The sequence below is a fragment of the Klebsiella sp. CN_Kp066 genome (assembly GCF_040065135.1).
GTDB lineage: Bacteria > Pseudomonadota > Gammaproteobacteria > Enterobacterales > Enterobacteriaceae > Klebsiella > Klebsiella oxytoca.
In genome coordinates this window covers 1-17,453 of the sequence record NZ_JBEAIU010000050.1, presented here as the reverse complement: position 1 = coordinate 17,453, position 17,453 = coordinate 1, and the positions used below count along the sequence as shown (strand labels likewise).

General features: G+C 57.6%; 18 protein-coding genes and 1 riboswitch. Of the genes, 8 read left to right on the top strand and 10 right to left on the bottom strand.

Annotated elements, in window-relative coordinates; translation table 11 throughout:
• Nucleotides 1-47 precede the first annotated feature (47 nt).
• From thiH to ABLV75_RS19530, 7 genes are all read right to left on the bottom strand, one after another.
• Entirely contained in the window at nt 48-1,181 is a 1,134-nt protein-coding gene (thiH, locus tag ABLV75_RS19560; RefSeq protein ID WP_004109713.1) for a 2-iminoacetate synthase ThiH, read from the bottom strand.
• Entirely contained in the window at nt 1,178-1,948 is a 771-nt protein-coding gene (thiG, locus tag ABLV75_RS19555; protein WP_004109711.1) for a thiazole synthase, read from the bottom strand. The genes thiH and thiG overlap by 4 nt, the downstream gene beginning before the upstream one ends.
• Before the next feature lies 1 nt (nt 1,949).
• A complete protein-coding gene (gene thiS / locus ABLV75_RS19550; protein ID WP_004109709.1) occupies nt 1,950-2,150 on the bottom strand; it encodes a sulfur carrier protein ThiS in 201 nt (66 codons plus the stop codon).
• Entirely contained in the window at nt 2,134-2,889 is a 756-nt protein-coding gene (locus tag ABLV75_RS19545; protein ID WP_004109706.1) for a HesA/MoeB/ThiF family protein, read from the bottom strand. The genes thiS and ABLV75_RS19545 overlap by 17 nt, the downstream gene beginning before the upstream one ends.
• Nucleotides 2,882-3,517 carry a thiamine phosphate synthase gene (thiE, locus tag ABLV75_RS19540; protein WP_004109703.1) on the bottom strand — a complete coding sequence of 212 codons (636 nt, stop codon included), beginning with the start codon at nt 3,515-3,517 and terminating at the stop codon, nt 2,882-2,884. Before thiE ends, ABLV75_RS19545 begins: the two co-directional genes overlap by 8 nt.
• Nucleotides 3,517-5,412, bottom strand: a complete 1,896-nt coding sequence (thiC, locus tag ABLV75_RS19535; RefSeq protein ID WP_023320146.1) for a phosphomethylpyrimidine synthase ThiC — start codon at nt 5,410-5,412, stop codon at nt 3,517-3,519. Before thiC ends, thiE begins: the two co-directional genes overlap by 1 nt.
• A gap of 85 nt (nt 5,413-5,497) precedes the next feature.
• A riboswitch (TPP riboswitch) is annotated at nt 5,498-5,611 on the bottom strand.
• A gap of 54 nt (nt 5,612-5,665) precedes the next feature.
• Nucleotides 5,666-6,163, bottom strand: a complete 498-nt coding sequence (locus tag ABLV75_RS19530; RefSeq protein ID WP_004109697.1) for an Rsd/AlgQ family anti-sigma factor — start codon at nt 6,161-6,163, stop codon at nt 5,666-5,668.
• A gap of 95 nt (nt 6,164-6,258) precedes the next feature.
• Here ABLV75_RS19530 and nudC point away from each other — a divergent pair, with 95 nt between their 5' ends.
• The 6 genes from nudC to ABLV75_RS19500 all read left to right on the top strand — a co-directional run bounded on the left by nudC (nt 6,259) and on the right by ABLV75_RS19500 (nt 10,741).
• Nucleotides 6,259-7,032 (top strand): NAD(+) diphosphatase, encoded by a 774-nt coding sequence (gene nudC, locus ABLV75_RS19525; RefSeq protein WP_004109693.1) that lies wholly within the window; start codon nt 6,259-6,261, stop codon nt 7,030-7,032.
• 166 nt (nt 7,033-7,198) lie between these two features.
• Nucleotides 7,199-8,263 carry a uroporphyrinogen decarboxylase gene (gene hemE / locus ABLV75_RS19520; RefSeq protein WP_004109692.1) on the top strand — a complete coding sequence of 355 codons (1,065 nt, stop codon included), beginning with the start codon at nt 7,199-7,201 and terminating at the stop codon, nt 8,261-8,263.
• Between the two features lie 9 nt (nt 8,264-8,272).
• Nucleotides 8,273-8,944: a deoxyribonuclease V gene (nfi, locus tag ABLV75_RS19515; protein WP_004109691.1), complete on the top strand. Its 672-nt coding sequence runs from the start codon at nt 8,273-8,275 to the stop codon at nt 8,942-8,944.
• Nucleotides 8,945-8,986: 42 nt separating this feature from the next.
• Nucleotides 8,987-9,577 (top strand): YjaG family protein, encoded by a 591-nt coding sequence (locus tag ABLV75_RS19510; protein ID WP_004109690.1) that lies wholly within the window; start codon nt 8,987-8,989, stop codon nt 9,575-9,577.
• 186 nt (nt 9,578-9,763) lie between these two features.
• Nucleotides 9,764-10,036, top strand: coding sequence for a nucleoid-associated protein HU-alpha (gene hupA / locus ABLV75_RS19505; protein WP_004097675.1), 273 nt, complete (start codon nt 9,764-9,766; stop codon nt 10,034-10,036).
• Between the two features lie 12 nt (nt 10,037-10,048).
• On the top strand, nt 10,049-10,741 hold the full coding sequence (locus ABLV75_RS19500; RefSeq protein ID WP_004109689.1) for a DUF1481 domain-containing protein: 693 nt from the start codon (nt 10,049-10,051) through the stop codon (nt 10,739-10,741).
• Between the two features lie 3 nt (nt 10,742-10,744).
• Here ABLV75_RS19500 and zraP read toward each other — a convergent pair whose 3' ends face one another.
• Nucleotides 10,745-11,179 carry a zinc resistance sensor/chaperone ZraP gene (gene zraP, locus ABLV75_RS19495; RefSeq protein ID WP_004109688.1) on the bottom strand — a complete coding sequence of 145 codons (435 nt, stop codon included), beginning with the start codon at nt 11,177-11,179 and terminating at the stop codon, nt 10,745-10,747.
• 251 nt (nt 11,180-11,430) lie between these two features.
• On the opposite strand from zraP, the gene zraS reads away from it, so the two are divergent.
• Nucleotides 11,431-12,819 carry a two-component system sensor histidine kinase ZraS gene (gene zraS / locus ABLV75_RS19490; protein WP_004109681.1) on the top strand — a complete coding sequence of 463 codons (1,389 nt, stop codon included), beginning with the start codon at nt 11,431-11,433 and terminating at the stop codon, nt 12,817-12,819.
• Complete coding sequence (gene zraR / locus ABLV75_RS19485) at nt 12,816-14,147, top strand: sigma-54-dependent response regulator transcription factor ZraR (protein ID WP_004109678.1); 1,332 nt, start codon at nt 12,816-12,818, stop codon at nt 14,145-14,147. Before zraS ends, zraR begins: the two co-directional genes overlap by 4 nt.
• Here the strand turns inward: zraR and purD are convergent.
• Nucleotides 14,144-15,436: a phosphoribosylamine--glycine ligase gene (gene purD / locus ABLV75_RS19480; protein ID WP_004109675.1), complete on the bottom strand. Its 1,293-nt coding sequence runs from the start codon at nt 15,434-15,436 to the stop codon at nt 14,144-14,146. The genes zraR and purD overlap by 4 nt on opposite strands.
• A gap of 15 nt (nt 15,437-15,451) precedes the next feature.
• On the bottom strand, nt 15,452-17,041 hold the full coding sequence (gene purH / locus ABLV75_RS19475; RefSeq protein WP_004109672.1) for a bifunctional phosphoribosylaminoimidazolecarboxamide formyltransferase/IMP cyclohydrolase: 1,590 nt from the start codon (nt 17,039-17,041) through the stop codon (nt 15,452-15,454).
• Between the last annotated feature and the right edge of the window lie 412 nt (nt 17,042-17,453).

Sequence of the window (17,453 nt, the reverse complement as noted above, 5' to 3'; positions counted from 1 at the left end):
CTGATTACGAGCGTGCACCAGGAACTTTTAAGTCGTTACATCTCTTATCATGATGACTGGGAAGCGCGTCCCAGCCAGCTATCCCAGTCTTTCCATACCGGCTGCAGCCCGCTGGCCACCAGCGCGCTGGCAACCTCTTCCGGACGGCGGTCATCGTGAGGCGCGAACTGCTCCAGCTCCGGATGGTTATCGGCATACCCACCGGGCTGAGTTTTTGAAAACGCGCTGACGTTGTTGATGGCCAGCGGGATGACCCGATCGCGGAACCAGGGGGATTCGCGGGTGGATAACGAAAGTTCTACTTCCGGGGCCAGCAGGCGGAAGGCGCAAATGGTTTGCACCAGCTGTCGTTCATCCATCAATGAGGCAGGTTCGATACCGCCGGCGCACGGGCGCAGTCGCGGAAAGGAGATGGAGTAGCGGCTGCGCCAGTAGCGCTGCTGAAGCCACAGCAGATGTTCCGCCACCATAAAGCAGTCCACGCGCCAGCTGTCGGAGAGGCCAATTAATGCGCCAAGGCCAATCTTGTCAATTCCCGCCTGGCCAAGCCTGTCCGGCGTATCCAGCCGCCAGAAAAAGTCCTGCTTTTTCCCTTTCAGATGGTGTTTCGCATACATGCTTTCATGATAGGTCTCCTGATAGACCATCACGCCGTCCAGCCCGAGGGTTTTCAGCTCGGCGTATTCCTCCCTCGCCAGCGGCTGGACTTCCATATGCAGCGAGGCGAACTGGCGGCGAATCGCGGGCAGATGCTGGCGAAAGTAGTCCATGCCGACTTTGCCCTGATGCTCGCCGGTCACCAGCAGCAGATGCTCGAAACCCATTTCGCGAATTGCCGCGCATTCACGGGCAATTTCCGCCTCATCCAGAGTTTTTCGCTTGATGCGGTTACTCATTGAGAAACCGCAGTAGGTACAGTCGTTGGCGCACAGATTAGAGAGATACAGCGGCACATAAAAGCTGACGGTATTACCGAAACGCTGGCGCGTCAGACGCTGAGCACGCTGGGCCAGAGGCTCCAGATAGCCAGCAGCGGCGGGGGAGAGCAGGGCCATCATGTCGTCGCGGCTGAGCTGTTTGGCCGCCAGGGCGCGTTCAACGTCGGCGGTGGTTTTCGCGTTTATTCGCAGGCGAATATCGTCCCAGTCCAGCTGTCGCCAACGGTCAGTGAAGGTGTTCATACCTGCGCCTCCAGAAAGCCGGTCAGCGGGCTGGTGGCCTGCGCCTGCGCGCTGCGCGCGCCCGGTCCGGCCTGCCGCGCCAGTAATCCGGCATCAATCGCCAGCCGGAAAGCCCGGGCCATGGTAACAGGGTCATCGGCAACGGCGATGGCGGTATTCACCAGGACCGCGTCGGCACCCATTTCCAGCGCCTGCGCTGCGTGGCTCGGCACGCCAATACCCGCATCCACGACCACCGGCACCGTGGCCTGTTCGATAATAATCTCCAGCATTGCTTTGGTTTCCAGTCCCTGATTGGAGCCGATGGGCGCGCCGAGCGGCATCACCGCCGCGCAGCCCGCTTCTTCCAGACGTTTACACAGCACCGGGTCGGCGCCGCAGTAGGGCAGCACGACGAAGCCTTCCCGAACCAGAATCTCCGCCGCTTTCAGCGTTTCGATCGGATCGGGGAGCAGCCAGCGGGCGTCCGGATGAATTTCCAGTTTCAGCCAGTGGGTGCCCAGCGCTTCCCGAGCCAGGCGGGCGGCAAATACCGCCTCTTCCGCCGTTTTGGCCCCGGAGGTGTTGGGGAGCAGGCTAACGCCGGCCGCCAGCAGCGGCGCGAGGATGGCGTCATTATGCTGACGGAGATCGACGCGCTTCATCGCCAGCGTCACCAGTTGGCTACCGGAGGCGCGAATGGCCTCCACCATGACCTCGGGAGCGGCGAATTTACCGGTGCCGGTGAAGAGATGTGATTCAAACGTTTTATCTGCAATACGTAACATGTCAGCCTCCAGCGATAACCTGAAAAAGCAGGATTTGGTCGCCTTCCTGCAAAAGATGATCTTCCCACCGTTCGCGCGGCAGGATGTGTTGATTGAGCGCCAGCGCGACGCCCGGCAACTGCTGTTCCAGTTGAGCGAGCAGGGCGGCGACGGAGGTCGCTTCGGCACACTGCAACGGTTCATCGTTAAACCACACCTGCATGCTGCCCTCCACAGACCGGACAGCCCAGAGATCGCTGTAATGTCAGCGTACGCCAGCTGCTGGTGCGCGCATCAAACAGGCGCAGCGCGTTACGCGGCGCCGCCATGCCGCTGAGCAGTTTGATGGCCTCCAGCGCCTGTAGGGTTCCCATCATGCCGACGACCGGGCCAATGATGCCCGCCGTGCGGCAGTTGCGTTCGGGTTCGTTAGCATCCGGCCACAGGCAGCGATAACAGCCCTGCTCCCACGGCGGCGTCAGTACCATCAGCTGGCCTCCGAGTCCGACAGCGCTGGCAGTAATCAACGGCGTTTTAAGCGCGACGCAGGCGGCGTTGATCGCCTGTCGGGTCGCCATGTTATCGGTGCAATCCAGTACCACATCGGCCTTCGCCACTTCCTCCTGCAGGGCCTTTCCGCCTAACCGCTGCTTCAGCGCAATCAGTTCAATCTGCGGATTTAGCCGAGCCAGCCGGGCCCTGGCGGCCGTGGTTTTAGGCTGAGCGATATCATCGCTGGTGAACAAAATTTGTCGCTGCAGGTTGCTGACGTGAACGTCGTCGTCATCGGCCAGCGCCAGCGTGCCGACGCCGGCTCCGGCAAGATAGAGCGCGGCGGGGGAACCCAGCCCGCCGAGACCCACGATCAACACCCGGCTGGCCAGCAGCTTTTGCTGGCCTTCAATGGCGATATCCTCCAGCAGCAGCTGGCGGCTATAGCGCATAAAATCGCTGTCATTCATCACCGGCTCCCGCTATCTCAAGCAACCGTGCCGTTGCCTGCCGCCAGTCGGTCGCCTGGGTGATGGCGCTGACTACCGCAATGCTGCCGACGCCGGTGGCCAGTACTGCCGGAGCGCGCTCAAGGCTGATGCCGCCAATCGCCACGGTTGGATAATCCTCCAGTCGCTGAATATGCTGCGCCAGCTGATCCAGCCCCTGAGGGGAGGAAGGCATCTGCTTGGTTTGTGTCGGAAAAACGTGACCAAGCGCGATGTAAGAGGGACGCGCCGCCAGCGCGATATCCATTTCCATATCGTCATGGGTGGAAACGCCAAGGCGCAGTCCGGCGTTGCGGATGGCGCTGAGGTCGGTGGTTTCCAGATCCTCCTGGCCTAAATGCACGCCATAAGCCTGATGTTTAATGGCCAGGCGCCAGTAATCGTTAATAAACAGCCGCGCATGGTATTTGCGTCCCAGCGTGATAGCGGCAACGACATCGTCTTCGACATCACTATCGCGCTTATCCTTGATGCGCAGCTGGAGAGTGCGAACGCCCGCAGCCAGTAAGCGTTCGATCCACGCGACGCTATCGACGACCGGATAGAGGCCTAAACGGAATGGGACGGATGGAAAATCGGGTTGATACATCAGGCTTCCTCCTTACGTAGATAGATTTCACTGCCGCGGGCGCGGAAGTTTTCCGACATATCGGCCATCCCCACTTCGATGGTCTGCGCGGCGGCGTAGTCGCGAACTTCCTGGCTTATCTTCATTGAGCAAAATTTGGGGCCGCACATGGAGCAGAAGTGGGCCACTTTGCCTGACTCCTGCGGCAGGGTTTCGTCGTGGTAAGCGCGCGCGGTGAACGGGTCGAGCGCCAGATTAAACTGGTCTTCCCAGCGGAACTCGAAGCGCGCTTTCGACATGGCGTTATCGCGGATTTGCGCGCCGGGATGGCCTTTAGCGAGGTCTGCGGCGTGGGCGGCTATTTTGTAGGTAATCAGGCCCTGCTTAACGTCCTCTTTATTCGGCAGGCCGAGATGCTCTTTCGGCGTCACGTAGCAGAGCATCGCGCAGCCGAACCAGCCGATCATGGCTGCGCCAATCCCGGAGGTGAAATGATCATAACCAGGCGCAATATCGGTGGTTAGCGGCCCTAAGGTATAGAAAGGCGCTTCGTGACAGTGCTCCAGCTCTTCAGTCATATTGCGCTGAATCATCTGCATCGGCACATGGCCCGGGCCTTCGATCATCACCTGTACGTCATACTCCCACGCAATTTGGGTTAGCTCTCCCAGCGTGTGCAGCTCGGCAAACTGCGCTTCGTCGTTGGCATCCTGAATCGAGCCCGGGCGCAGGCCATCGCCCAGCGACAGCGAAACGTCATAGGCGGCGCAGATTTCGCAGATTTCACGAAAATGTTGGTAGAGAAAGTTCTCTTTGTGATGGGATAAGCACCATTTCGCCATGATTGAGCCGCCGCGGGAGACGATGCCTGTCAGGCGTCTGGCGGTCATCGGCACGTAGCGCAGCAGCACGCCCGCATGGATAGTGAAGTAGTCCACCCCTTGTTCCGCCTGTTCGAGCAGCGTGTCGCGGAAGGCTTCCCAGGTAAGATCTTCGGCGATCCCGTTTACCTTTTCTAACGCCTGGTAGATCGGCACGGTACCGATCGGTACCGGACTATTGCGCAGGATCCACTCGCGGGTCTCATGAATATAGCGGCCGGTGGAAAGGTCCATAACCGTATCCGCTCCCCAGCGCGTCGCCCACACCAGCTTCTCGACCTCTTCTTCTATCGACGAGGTGACCGCTGAGTTACCAATATTGGCGTTAACCTTCACGAGGAAGTTGCGGCCGATGATCATCGGCTCGGATTCCGGATGATTTATATTGGCCGGGATAATCGCGCGCCCGGCGGCAACTTCAGCGCGCACAAATTCCGGGGTGATATTCTCCGGCAGCCGCGCGCCAAACCCGACGCCCGGATGCTGCTGGCGCAGCACTTCACCACGAATGCGTTCGCGACCCATATTTTCGCGAATGGCGATGAATTCCATCTCAGGAGTGACAATCCCCTGACGGGCATAGTGCAGCTGCGTCACGCATTTCCCGACTATGGCGCGCCTGGGCGTAAGCAGACCGGAAAAGCGCAGCGCGTTAAGACCATCATCCGCCAGCCGCTCTCTGGTATAGGCTGAACTGCGATCGCTAAGCGTTTCGCAGTCGCGACGCGCATCAATCCACGGCTGACGCAGTTTCGCCAGACCCTGCTGAACGTTTATCGCGATGTGCGGATCGCCATAGGCGCCGGATGTATCGTAGACCGGGATGGCTTCGTTTGCTTCATACTGAGGATGGTCTTTGCTGCCGCCGATAAGCGTCGGGCTCAGCTGAATTTCGCGCATCGGCACGCGAATATCTTCCTGCGAACCGCGGATATAGATGCGCTGCGAATTGGGAAATGCGGTGCCTTCCAGGGTGTCGATAAAGCGCTGGGCGTGTTCGCGTTGCTCTCGACGCGTAAGTGATGTTGTAGACATAGCTCATTCCAGTTAAACAGGATATGGCTTGCCAGACGACGGATGGAGTAACAGATGCGATCGGCCATGAAGAGGCAGATGCTAAACGCAGTTTACTCTTGTTCCCTTCGCAGGTATTAGCCTGATCAGGTTCCGCGGATCCCGAATTAACGGTCTCAGCCTTTTCCAGTGGGGAAAATGGGCACTCCGACAAGATGACATCCCCTCTCCGTGAGGGGGAATGTATGTAAACTACGCGTTAATGGCTCACAACTCAAGCGGTCGGCGCGATATTGTCGCTAACGTTGTCTTTTCGACTGTGGGCTACGGCGAGGGCAATCAGCGAATCTTCCAGCGCAAAACGGGCTTCCAGCGCTTCACCGATGTCCGATAGCGCCTGCTGGAACTCAAGATAGTTATCGTGATCGATAGCGTTTTCGAGGCAGGAATCGTAATAGTCCATGATCTGCTGGGTATTAGCCTGCAGCTGTGGATAAATCTTAGTGGCGGCTAAAAGTGGCGTATCGCCTTCCAATTCGCCGATAAAGCGTTCATAAATATTAAAATGGCCGGAGGAGAGGTAGTCCACCAGGCTTTGGCAAAAATCATCCAGCGCTTTCTCATTAAGCCGCATAAATGATTCTTTGCCAGGCTTCAGGCCAACCAGGTTGTAGTAAGCCACAAGCAAATGCTTACGTACTTGTAGCCAGCGATCGACCAGTTTATTGCTGCCTCCAACACGTTCCGTCAGGTTTTCCAGCTGGTTTAACATGGTTGACTCCGCAAGGTTTTAAGAGAAATACGTTGCTCACCAAAATGTAAATTTAATGTTAAAAGTGCCAGTAAAATGAAGGTAGTGCAATAGATATGGATCGTATTATTGAAAAATTAGATCGCGGCTGGTGGATTGTCAGCCACGAACAGAAATTATGGTTACCCGATGGGGAATTACCATATGGCGAAGCGGTAAATTTTCATCTTGCCGGGCAAACCGCGCTGCGAATAGGCGAATGGCAGGGCGAACCGGTGTGGCTGGTGCGCCAGGATCGTCGCCATGAGATGGGATCGCTGCGTCAGGTGCTCGATCAGGATGCTGGCCTTTTTCAACTGGCGGGACGCGGGATCCAGCTGGCGGAGTTCTACCGCTCGCATAAATTCTGCGGCTACTGCGGCCATCCCATGCACCCCAGCAAAACCGAGTGGGCAATGCTATGCAGCCACTGCCGCGAACGCTACTACCCGCAAATCGCCCCGTGCATTATCGTCGCCATCCGTCGGGATGATTCTATCCTGCTGGCGCAGCATACTCGCCATCGCAACGGCGTGCATACGGTGCTGGCCGGATTTGTCGAAGTCGGCGAAACCCTGGAGCAAACCGTTGCCCGCGAAGTGATGGAGGAGAGCGGTATCAAGGTGAAAAACCTGCGCTATGTAACCTCCCAGCCCTGGCCGTTCCCGCAATCGCTGATGACCGCGTTTATGGCCGAGTACGATAGCGGCGAGATTGTCATCGACAAGAAAGAGCTGCTGGAGGCGGGATGGTATCGCTATGACAATCTGCCGCTTTTGCCGCCGCCGGGCACCGTGGCGCGCCGTCTGATTGAAGATACCGTGGCGATGTGTCGGGCAGAGTATGAGTGACATGTTACATACACTTTATCCTTCAAACTGCCTCTTTGTTGGCTGCTTTCACTTGCCCCAGTCACTTACTTGAGTAAGCTCCTGGGGTTCATTCAATTGCCGCCTTGGTCCACTTTGAATGATTTTGTGTATAAACTTGGCGCATCAACGCTAAAGGAATGTAAAAATGACCGAACTGAAGAACGATCGTTACCTGCGCGCGCTGCTACGCCAGCCGGTTGATGTCACCCCGGTGTGGATGATGCGTCAGGCGGGCCGCTATTTACCGGAATATAAGGCCACCCGCGCCGAAGCGGGCGATTTTATGTCGCTGTGTAAAAACGCAGAGCTGGCCTGTGAAGTGACGCTGCAGCCGCTGCGCCGCTATAAGCTGGATGCGGCTATCCTCTTCTCGGACATTCTCACCATCCCGGATGCGATGGGGCTGGGGCTCTATTTTGAAGCCGGGGAGGGCCCGCGCTTTACCTCGCCCATTACCTGCAAAGCCGATGTCGATAAATTACCCGTTCCTGACCCGGAAGGTGAGCTTGGCTACGTGATGAATGCCGTGCGCACGATTCGCCGTGAGCTGAAGGGAGAAGTGCCGCTGATCGGCTTTTCCGGCAGCCCGTGGACGCTGGCAACCTATATGGTGGAAGGCGGCAGCAGCAAAGCGTTTACGGTAATTAAAAAGATGATGTACGCCGAGCCGCAGGCCCTGCATGCGCTGCTCGATAAGCTGGCGAAAAGCGTCACGCTGTATCTGAATGCGCAAATCAAAGCGGGCGCGCAGTCGGTGATGATTTTTGATACCTGGGGCGGAGTGCTGACCGGCCGCGACTACCAGCAGTTCTCGCTCTATTACATGCATAAAATCGTTGATGGGCTGCTGCGTGAAAACGATGGCCGTCGCGTGCCGGTGACGCTATTTACCAAAGGCGGCGGGCAGTGGCTGGAAGCGATGGCGGAAACAGGCTGCGATGCGCTGGGACTCGACTGGACCACCGATATCGCCGATGCGCGTCGTCGCGTCGGCCATAAAGTCGCCCTGCAGGGCAATATGGATCCCTCGATGCTGTATGCCCCTCCTGCGCGTATTGAAGAAGAGGTGGCGACTATTCTCGCCGGGTTTGGCCAGGGTGAAGGCCATGTCTTTAACCTCGGGCACGGAATTCATCAGGATGTTAACCCGGAACATGCGGGCGTATTTGTGGAGGCAGTGCACCGGTTGTCGGCGCAATACCACCGTTAAGGAGTGAATATGGATTTGTCATCGCTACGCACACAGCAGCTCAGCCTGGCGGCATCGGTTGAACGAGGCGATCGGTTGGAACAGGATCCGCCGACGCTGATCGGCGGAGCGGATGTCGGTTTTGAGCAAGAGGGGGAGGTCACCCGGGCGGCGATGGTACTGCTAAGCTATCCGTCCCTGGAGCTGGTGGAGTATCAGGTCGCGCGCGTCGCGACCACGATGCCTTACATTCCCGGCTTCCTCTCCTTTCGCGAAACCCCTGCGCTGCTGGCGGCATGGGAGCTACTTTCGCAAAAGCCGAATCTGTTATTCGTTGATGGCCACGGTATTTCCCACCCGCGCCGCCTCGGCGTCGCCAGCCATTTTGGCCTGCTGGTGGATGTACCGACTATCGGCGTGGCGAAAAAACGGCTGTGCGGTAAGTTCGGGCCGTTGGGCGATGAACCCGGCGCGCTGGCGCCGTTGTTAGATAAAGGCGAACAGCTGGCGTGGGTCTTGCGCAGCAAAACGCGCTGCAATCCGCTGTTTGTGAGTACCGGGCACCGCGTTGGCCTGGATAGCGCGCTGATGTGGGTGGAGCGCTGCCTGAAAGGCTATCGCCTGCCTGAGCCAACGCGCTGGGCCGATGCGGTGGCGTCCCGGCGTCCGGCGTTTGTGCGTTGGCAAGCAAATCGCGACTGATTCAGGTACACTGCGGCTAATTTCTGACTTCGAGATTTCATCATGTTACAAAACCCGATTCACCTGCGTCTGGAGAAGCTGGAAAGCTGGCAGCACGTGACTTTTATGGCCTGCCTGTGCGAGCGGATGTACCCCAACTACGCTATGTTCTGTCAGCAAACGGAATTTGCCGATGGCCAGCTTTATCGCCGTATCCTCGATCTGATCTGGGAAACGCTGACGGTAAAAGATGCGAAGGTGAATTTCGACAGCCAGCTGGAAAAGCTGGAAGAGGCGATTCCGGCCGCTGATGATTACGACCTGTACGGCGTCTATCCGGCCATCGATGCCTGCGTCGCATTGAGTGAACTGCTACATTCGCGGCTAAGCGGCGAAACGCTCGAACACGCCATCGAAGTCAGCAAGAGTTCGATCACCACCGTTGCGATGCTGGAAATGACCCAGGCTGGTCGCGAAATGACCGACGAAGAGCTCAAAGAAAACCCGGCTGTCGAACAAGAATGGGATATTCAGTGGGAGATTTTTCGTCTTCTGGCCGACTGCGAAGAACGCGATACTGAACTGATCAAAGGGCTACGTGCAGACCTTCGCGAGGCCGGTGAGAGCAATATTGGTATAAATTTTCAGCAATGAGACCAGAAAACGTGATTTACCGCCTGAATTGTAGCGTCTGAAGGCTTCCATTCCGCCCCCCGTCTGGTCTACATTTGGGGGGCGAAAAAACGTGGCTATCGGTGCGTGTATGCAGGAGAGTGCTTTTCAGGCATTTCCGTCGCACTCGATGCTTAGCAAGCGATAAACACATTGTAAGGATAACTTATGAACAAGACTCAACTGATTGATGTAATTGCGGACAAAGCTGACCTGTCCAAAGCACAGGCGAAAGCTGCCCTGGAATCTACCCTGGCTGCAATTACCGAGTCTCTGAAAGAAGGTGATGCTGTTCAACTGGTTGGTTTCGGTACCTTCAAAGTGAACCACCGCGCTGAGCGTACTGGCCGCAACCCGCAGACCGGTAATGAAATCAAAATCGCCGCAGCAAACGTACCGGCATTTGTTTCAGGTAAAGCTCTGAAAGACGCAGTTAAGTAAGACCGCGTGGCAGTGTACAGTTTTATCGAAGGGGCTTGTCGGCCCCTTTTGTCTATCTGGCGCCGCACGCTGGCGCTGGCGGGCGTATTGCTGCTCACTGCCTGCAGCCATGATTCCTCTCTCCCGCCGTTTACCGCCAGCGGTTACGCGGAAAACCAGGGGGCGATGCGTATCTGGCGCAAAGATTCCGACGGCGAGGTCCATCTCCTTGCCGCCTTCAGTCCATGGCGTCATGGTAATACCTCGACCAGCGAGTATCGCTGGCAGGATGGTCAGCTCGCGCTGATCGAGCTCAACGTCTACGGCAAACCGCCGGAACATATTCGCGCCCGGTTTGATGCGCAAGGCGAACTCAGCTTTATGCAGCGTGAAATCGATGGGCAGAAGCAGCAGCTTTCCAGCGATCAGGTTGCGCTATACCGCTATCGGGCAGAGCAAATACGCCAGACCAGCGATGCACTGCGTCAGGGACGCGTCATGCTGCGCCAGGGGCGGTGGCATGCTGACAGGACGGTAACCACCTGCGAAGGTCAGACCGTGAAGCCTGACCTCGATACGCTGGCGCTGGCGCATATTGAGCGTCGTCAGAACCACTCATCCGTCGAGGTGAGCGTGGCGTGGCTGGAAGCGCCGGAAGGCTCTCAGCTGCTGCTGGTGGCAAACGAAGACTTCTGTACCTGGCAGCCGACCGAAAAAAGCTTCTGAACCTTACCAGTGGTTCATTCCCATATGACCGCGGCCACCGCCGCAGCCTCCACGTCCCATCCCCTCACCGCGAGGAATACCCGCCTGCGCTAATGCGAGATCGAACTTCACCCGCTGCTGGGCAAGCTTCTGACCGAGAGCGTCCATCTCCTGGGCGACGGATTCGATTTTCGCGCTGTCAGGTTTATCGGTGGTTAACAGCGCGTTGTATTCATAGCGTTTTGAAATGAGCTGCTGACGTAAAACGCGGGTTTGCTCATAGAAATCATTATGCAGCTTCTGGGCAGTGGCCTGCTGGTCGGTCGTCAGTTGACTATAGCCCTGGGGGCCCATACCGGTACCGTTATACCAGTGGTGCCTTGCCCAGGCTGAGCTACTGCCGAAAGTCAGCGCGGCGAGGGCAATCAGCGTCAGCGTCATTTTTTTGTTCCGTTTCATAGTTTATTCTCCTGCCTTATGGTTACTCAGTGATTTGCATCTTCCGTGCCAGAGTGGAAAGGCCGCAGGATATCGGGCGTTGAATGCTTTTCAGCGGACGAGAGCGAGTAAAAATGACTCGCGGTAAAGGGGGCAGCGGGTCATTTTTACTCGATCGCCTTCCCGGTTTGCGCTCAGGGAGAGGTTAGAGGTGGCGGAATAGTGGCATGATTTCTGCTGGGCTATGCGGTGTCTGAGGAAAGGGAGTTGTCATGAACGTGATGCGGTTGTCTAAGGATTCCGTCGCCGTTGGGCTGAGCTGGTTGTTAACCGGCCTTATCTTGCTGCTGGTGTGCCTGTTTTCTGCGTTAATCGTGCGTGACTATGGCCGTGAAAATGAAGCCGCACGCCAGACTATCCAGGAAAAAGGCAGCGTGCTGATCCGCGCTCTTGAGTCCGGAACCCGGGTCGGAATGGGAATGCGTATGCATCATTCCCAGCTGCAGGCGCTACTGGAGGAGATGGCCTGGCAGCCCGGCGTGCTGTGGTTCGCGGTGACAGATGAGAACGGTAAAATTATCGCCCATAGCGACCCGCGGCGGGTCGGTGAGTCGCTCTACCCCGCCAGCACCCTGCGAGAGCTGAATATCGGTAGCGAGGAGCGCTGGCGCCGCCTCGAACAACCGCAGCCGGCGCTGGAGATTTATCGCCAGTTTCGCCCGCTTAACAGCGGTGGGCATCATATGCGCATGATGATGCGTCGTGAATCTGCCGATCTCCGTAATCAGGCGCCCCAGGTCATTTTTATTGCCTTTGATACCCGCGAGCTGGATGCCGACCATGCTCGTGGCCTGCGCAATATGGTCATCATGCTCTGCGCGGCAGGCGTAGTCATGATGGCAACGGTGCTGGCGCAGTTCTGGTTTCGCCGCTATCAGCGTTCGCGCAAGCAGCTGCAGGAGGCGACGGCGCGAAAAGAAAAGCTGCTGGCGCTCGGTCATCTGGCCGCGGGCGTCGCCCATGAAGTCCGCAACCCGCTATCATCCATAAAAGGGCTGGCCAGGTATTTCGCCGAGCGGACCCCAGCAGATGGCGAAGCGCATCAGTTGGCCCTGGTGATGGCCAGGGAAGCCGATCGCCTGAACAGGGTCGTCAGCGAGCTGCTGGAACTGGTGCGTCCGGCGCATTTAAAATATCAATCGGTTGATTTGAATGAAGTCATTACGCATTCGCTTCAACTGGTTAGCCAGGATGCCGCCAGCCGGGCGATATCTCTGAAGTTTATCGCGCAGCCCGCGCTATGCCGCATCCAGGCCGATCCGGATCGTTTAAAACAGGTGCTGCTCAACCTTTATCTCAATGCTATCCATGCCATTGGCCGCGATGGCGTGATTACGGTGGCGGTGAGAGAGTGCGGCGATGGGCGAGTAAAGGTGAGCGTTGCGGACAGCGGCAAAGGGATGACGGCGGAACAGCTACAGGCCATTTTTACACCGTACTTCACTACCAAGGCCGACGGCACCGGGCTGGGGCTGGCGGTGGTACAGAACATCGTTGAGCAGCACGGCGGAACAATTGACGCCGAGAGCACTTCCGGCAAGGGCGCGCTATTTACGCTCTATTTGCCGGTTAATGGGCAACAGAAGGATGAACAAGGATGAGTGGCGAGCAGGTCGATATTCTGGTGGTGGACGATGACATCAGCCACTGCACTATCTTACAGGCGTTGTTGCGGGGCTGGGGTTATCGGGTTGCGCTGGCTTACAACGGCGTACAGGCGCTGGAACAGGTGCGCGAGCAGGTGTTTGATCTGGTGCTATGCGACATCCGCATGGCGGAGATGGATGGCATCGAAACGCTGAAAGAGATCAAAACCTTGAATCCGTCGATTCCCGTTCTGATTATGACAGCGTACTCCAGCGTCGACACCGCTGTGGAAGCGCTGAAATCCGGTGCGCTGGACTACCTGATTAAGCCGCTGGACTTTGACAAGCTGCAGCTTACGCTATCCGAGGCGTTGGCTCACACCCGGCAGAGCGAGTCTCCCGTTGCCGGGACCCCGGCCGCCCAGTTTGGCATGGTGGGGGATAGCCCGGCGATGCGGGCGCTGCTGAACAATATCGCCCTGGTTGCGCCCTCCGATGCGACGGTATTAATTCACGGCGAGTCGGGCACAGGGAAAGAGCTGGTCGCGCGAGCGCTGCACGCCAGCAGCGCTCGCAGCCGCCGGCCGCTGGTGATCCTCAACTGTGCTGCGCTCAACGAGTCGTTGCTGGAGTCGGAGCTGTTTGGTCACGAGAAAGGCGCCTTTACCGGCGCGGACAAACGGCGAGAGGGGCGCTTCGTTGAAGCGGACGGCGGTACGCTTTTCCTCGATGAAATTGGCGATATTTCGCCGTTGATGCAGGTGCGTCTGCTGCGGGCGATTCAGGAGCGTGAAGTGCAGCGCGTGGGCAGCAATCAGACCCTTTCGGTCGATGTACGGCTAATTGCCGCCACCCACCGGGATTTAGCCGAAGAGGTCAGCGCCGGGCGTTTTCGCCAGGATCTCTACTACCGCCTGAACGTCGTGACTATCGATATGCCGCCGCTGCGTCATCGCAGGGAGGATATCCCCCAACTGGCGCGCTATTTCCTGCAACGCTATGCCGAGCGTAACCGTAAAGCAGTACAGGGATTTACGCCACAGGCGATGGACTCGCTCATCCACTACGCCTGGCCGGGTAATATTCGCGAGCTGGAAAATGCGGTGGAGCGGGCGGTGGTCCTGCTGACCGGAGAGTACATCTCCGAACGCGAACTGCCGCTGGCAATTGCCGGTACGCCAGTTGCGGACGTGTTGCACGGTGATGATGTTATTCAGCCGCTGGTGGAGGTAGAGAAAGAAGCGATCCTCGCGGCGCTCGAAAAAACGGGCGGCAACAAAACTGAAGCCGCCCGTCAGTTGGGCATTACGCGCAAAACGCTGCTGGCAAAGCTCAGCCGTTAGCGGTTTTGCTCACGTTCGATAGCGCGCCAGCCGATGTCGTTACGGCTAAAGCTGCCGTCCCAGCTGATATCGCTCATCAGGGCGTAAGCGCGCTTTTGCGCTTCAGCAACGGTGCGACCCAGCGCGGTGGCGCAGAGTACCCGGCCGCCGCTGGTCAGCACGCGATCGTCATCAGCGAGTCTGGTGCCGGCGTGGAAGACCTTGCCTTCTGCCGTTTCTTCCAGCGGCAGGCCGTGGATCTCATCGCCGGTGCTGTAGTTGCCCGGATAACCACCGGCGGCGATCACGACGCCCAGCGAGGCGCGCTCGTCCCACTCGGAGGTTTTCTCATTCAGCTTACCGTCGCAGGCGGCGAGGCACAGATCCACCAGATCCGATTTCATGCGTAGCATGATCGGCTGGGTTTCCGGATCGCCAAAGCGACAGTTGAACTCGATTACTTTCGGGTTGCCCTGTTTGTCGATCATCAGGCCCGCATAGAGGAAACCGGTGTAGGTATTACCCTCCGCTGCCATACCTTTTACGGTTGGCCAGATAATGCGTTCCATGGTGCGCTGGTGAACCTCATCGGTGACCACCGGTGCCGGAGAGTAAGCGCCCATACCGCCCGTGTTCGGGCCGGTATCGCCATTGCCCACGCGTTTATGATCCTGGCTGGTGGCCATCGGCAGGACGTGCTCGCCGTCGACCATCACGATAAAGCTCGCCTCTTCGCCGTCGAGGAACTCTTCAATGACGATGCGGTGCCCGGCGTCGCCAAAGGCGTTACCTGCCAGCATGTCTTGAACGGCGGCTTCCGCTTCTTCCAGCGTCATGGCGACAATCACGCCCTTGCCGGCGGCCAGGCCGTCGGCCTTGATAACGATGGGCGCGCCTTTCTCACGCAGGTATGCCAGCGCGGGCTCGACTTCGGTGAAGTTCTGGTATTCCGCTGTCGGAATGTTATGGCGGGCAAGAAAATCTTTGGTGAAGGCTTTAGAGCCTTCCAGCTGCGCCGCGCCTTCCGTTGGGCCGAAGATTTTCAGCCCCGCGGCGCGGAACGCATCCACAACGCCAATCACCAGTGGCGCTTCCGGGCCAACGATGGTCAGATCAATTTTCTCGCTTTGAGCAAAGCTCAGCAGCGCCGGAATATCGGTGACGCCGATAGCCACATTCTGCAACGCTGGTTCCAGGGCGGTGCCCGCGTTACCCGGGGCGACAAAAACGGTATCGACTTTTGGCGACTGCGCCGCTTTCCAGGCCAGGGCGTGCTCGCGGCCGCCGTTGCCAATAACTAATACTTTCATCGTCTGCTCCGTGAATTAATGGCGGAAGTGGCGCATATCGGTGAAGATCATCGCGATGCCGTGCTCATCGGCGGCGGCAATCACCTCTTCGTCGCGAATAGAACCGCCGGGCTGAATGACGCAGCTCACGCCAACGGCAGCGGCGGCATCAATACCGTCGCGGAACGGGAAGAAGGCGTCGGAGGCCATTGCCGAACCTTTCACCTCCAGTCCCTCATCGCCTGCTTTAATCCCGGCGATTTTGGCAGAGTAAACGCGGCTCATCTGACCTGCGCCTATTCCGATGGTCATGTTCTCTTTGGCATAAACAATGGCGTTAGATTTAACGAATTTCGCAACGATCCAGCAGAACAGCGCATCGCGCAGCTCCTGCTCGGTCGGCTGGCGTTTGGAAACCACGCGCAGTTCGCCTTCTGTGACCATACCCAGATCGCGGTCCTGAACCAGCAGGCCACCATTAACGCGTTTGAAGTCCAGACCCGGCACGCGCTGCGTCCACTGACCGCAGGTCAGAACGCGGACGTTCTGTTTCGCGGCAGTGATCTTCAGGGCTTCTTCCGTCGCAGACGGTGCGATGATCACTTCAACGAACTGGCGGGAGATGATGGCCTGCGCGGTTTCGGCATCCAGTTCGCGGTTAAACGCGATAATGCCGCCGAAGGCAGAGGTCGGGTCAGTTTTGTATGCGCGGTCGTAGGCATCCAGAATAGAGGTGCTTACCGCTACGCCACATGGGTTGGCATGCTTCACAATAACGCAGGCCGGCTCGCTGAATTCTTTGACGCATTCCAGCGCGGCATCGGTGTCGGCAATGTTGTTATAGGAGAGGGCTTTACCCTGGACCTGCTGTGCCGTGGCGACAGAGGCTTCTTTGATTTCTTCTTCTATATAGAAGGCAGCCTGCTGGTGGCTGTTTTCACCGTAACGCATATCCTGCTTCTTAATGAAGTTCAGGTTCAGGGTGCGCGGGAAGCGGCCAGCGGCTTCTTTGCTCTCGCCGTGATAGGCCGGAACCATGCTGCCGAAGTAGTTGGCAATCATGCTGTCGTAGGCGGCGGTATGTTCGAATGCTTTAATGGCGAGGTCGAAGCGGGTGTCGAGGGTCAGGGAGCCTTCGTTCGCATCCATCTCTTTAATAATGGCATCGTAGTCGCTGCTCTTCACCACGATGGCGACGTCTTTATGGTTCTTCGCCGCCGAGCGAACCATGGTTGGGCCGCCGATATCAATGTTTTCTACCGCATCTTCCAGCGAGCAACCCTCGCGGGCAACGGTTTGAGCAAACGGATACAGGTTAACAACCACCATATCAATAGGCGCGATACCGTGTTGTTCCATAATGCCGTCATCCTGGCCGCGGCGGCCGAGAATGCCGCCGTGAACTTTCGGATGCAGAGTCTTCACGCGTCCGTCCATCATTTCCGGGAAACCGGTGTAGTCAGAGACTTCGGTAACCGGCAGACCTTTCTCAGCCAGCAGGCGTGCGGTACCACCCGTAGACAGTAGCTCGACACCACGAGCGGAAAGCGCCTGCGCGAATTCGACGATACCGGCCTTGTCAGAAACACTGAGCAGGGCGCGGCGGACTGGACGACGTTGTTGCATGGTATTAAATCCCCAGGATTTGAATATTACAGAGAGCGTTAGGTGAGTTTTTGCCTAAAAACTCACCTAACGCACCCAACCGGGCATCCTTGTTATAGCGCGGCATTGTAACGAAAACGTTTGCGCAACGCTCGCGAATTTTTATCTTTCTCTTTTTGGACCTGAACGACGGCTTATATAGAGAGGTGGCGTGGCTTTTGTTTTGGGGTATCGCCCGACATCTGTGGATAATTCTGTGCGTAACAGGGTATAAAGCGGGGTTTTGCTGGGGAATGCAGCAGTCAGTCATTTTTCTGCAATTTAACTATTGCGGATGCCCGGGAACTCCCTATAATGCGCCTCCATCGACACGGCAGGTGTGAATCACTTCACACAAACAGCCGGTTGGTTGAAGAGAAAAAATCCTGAAAAA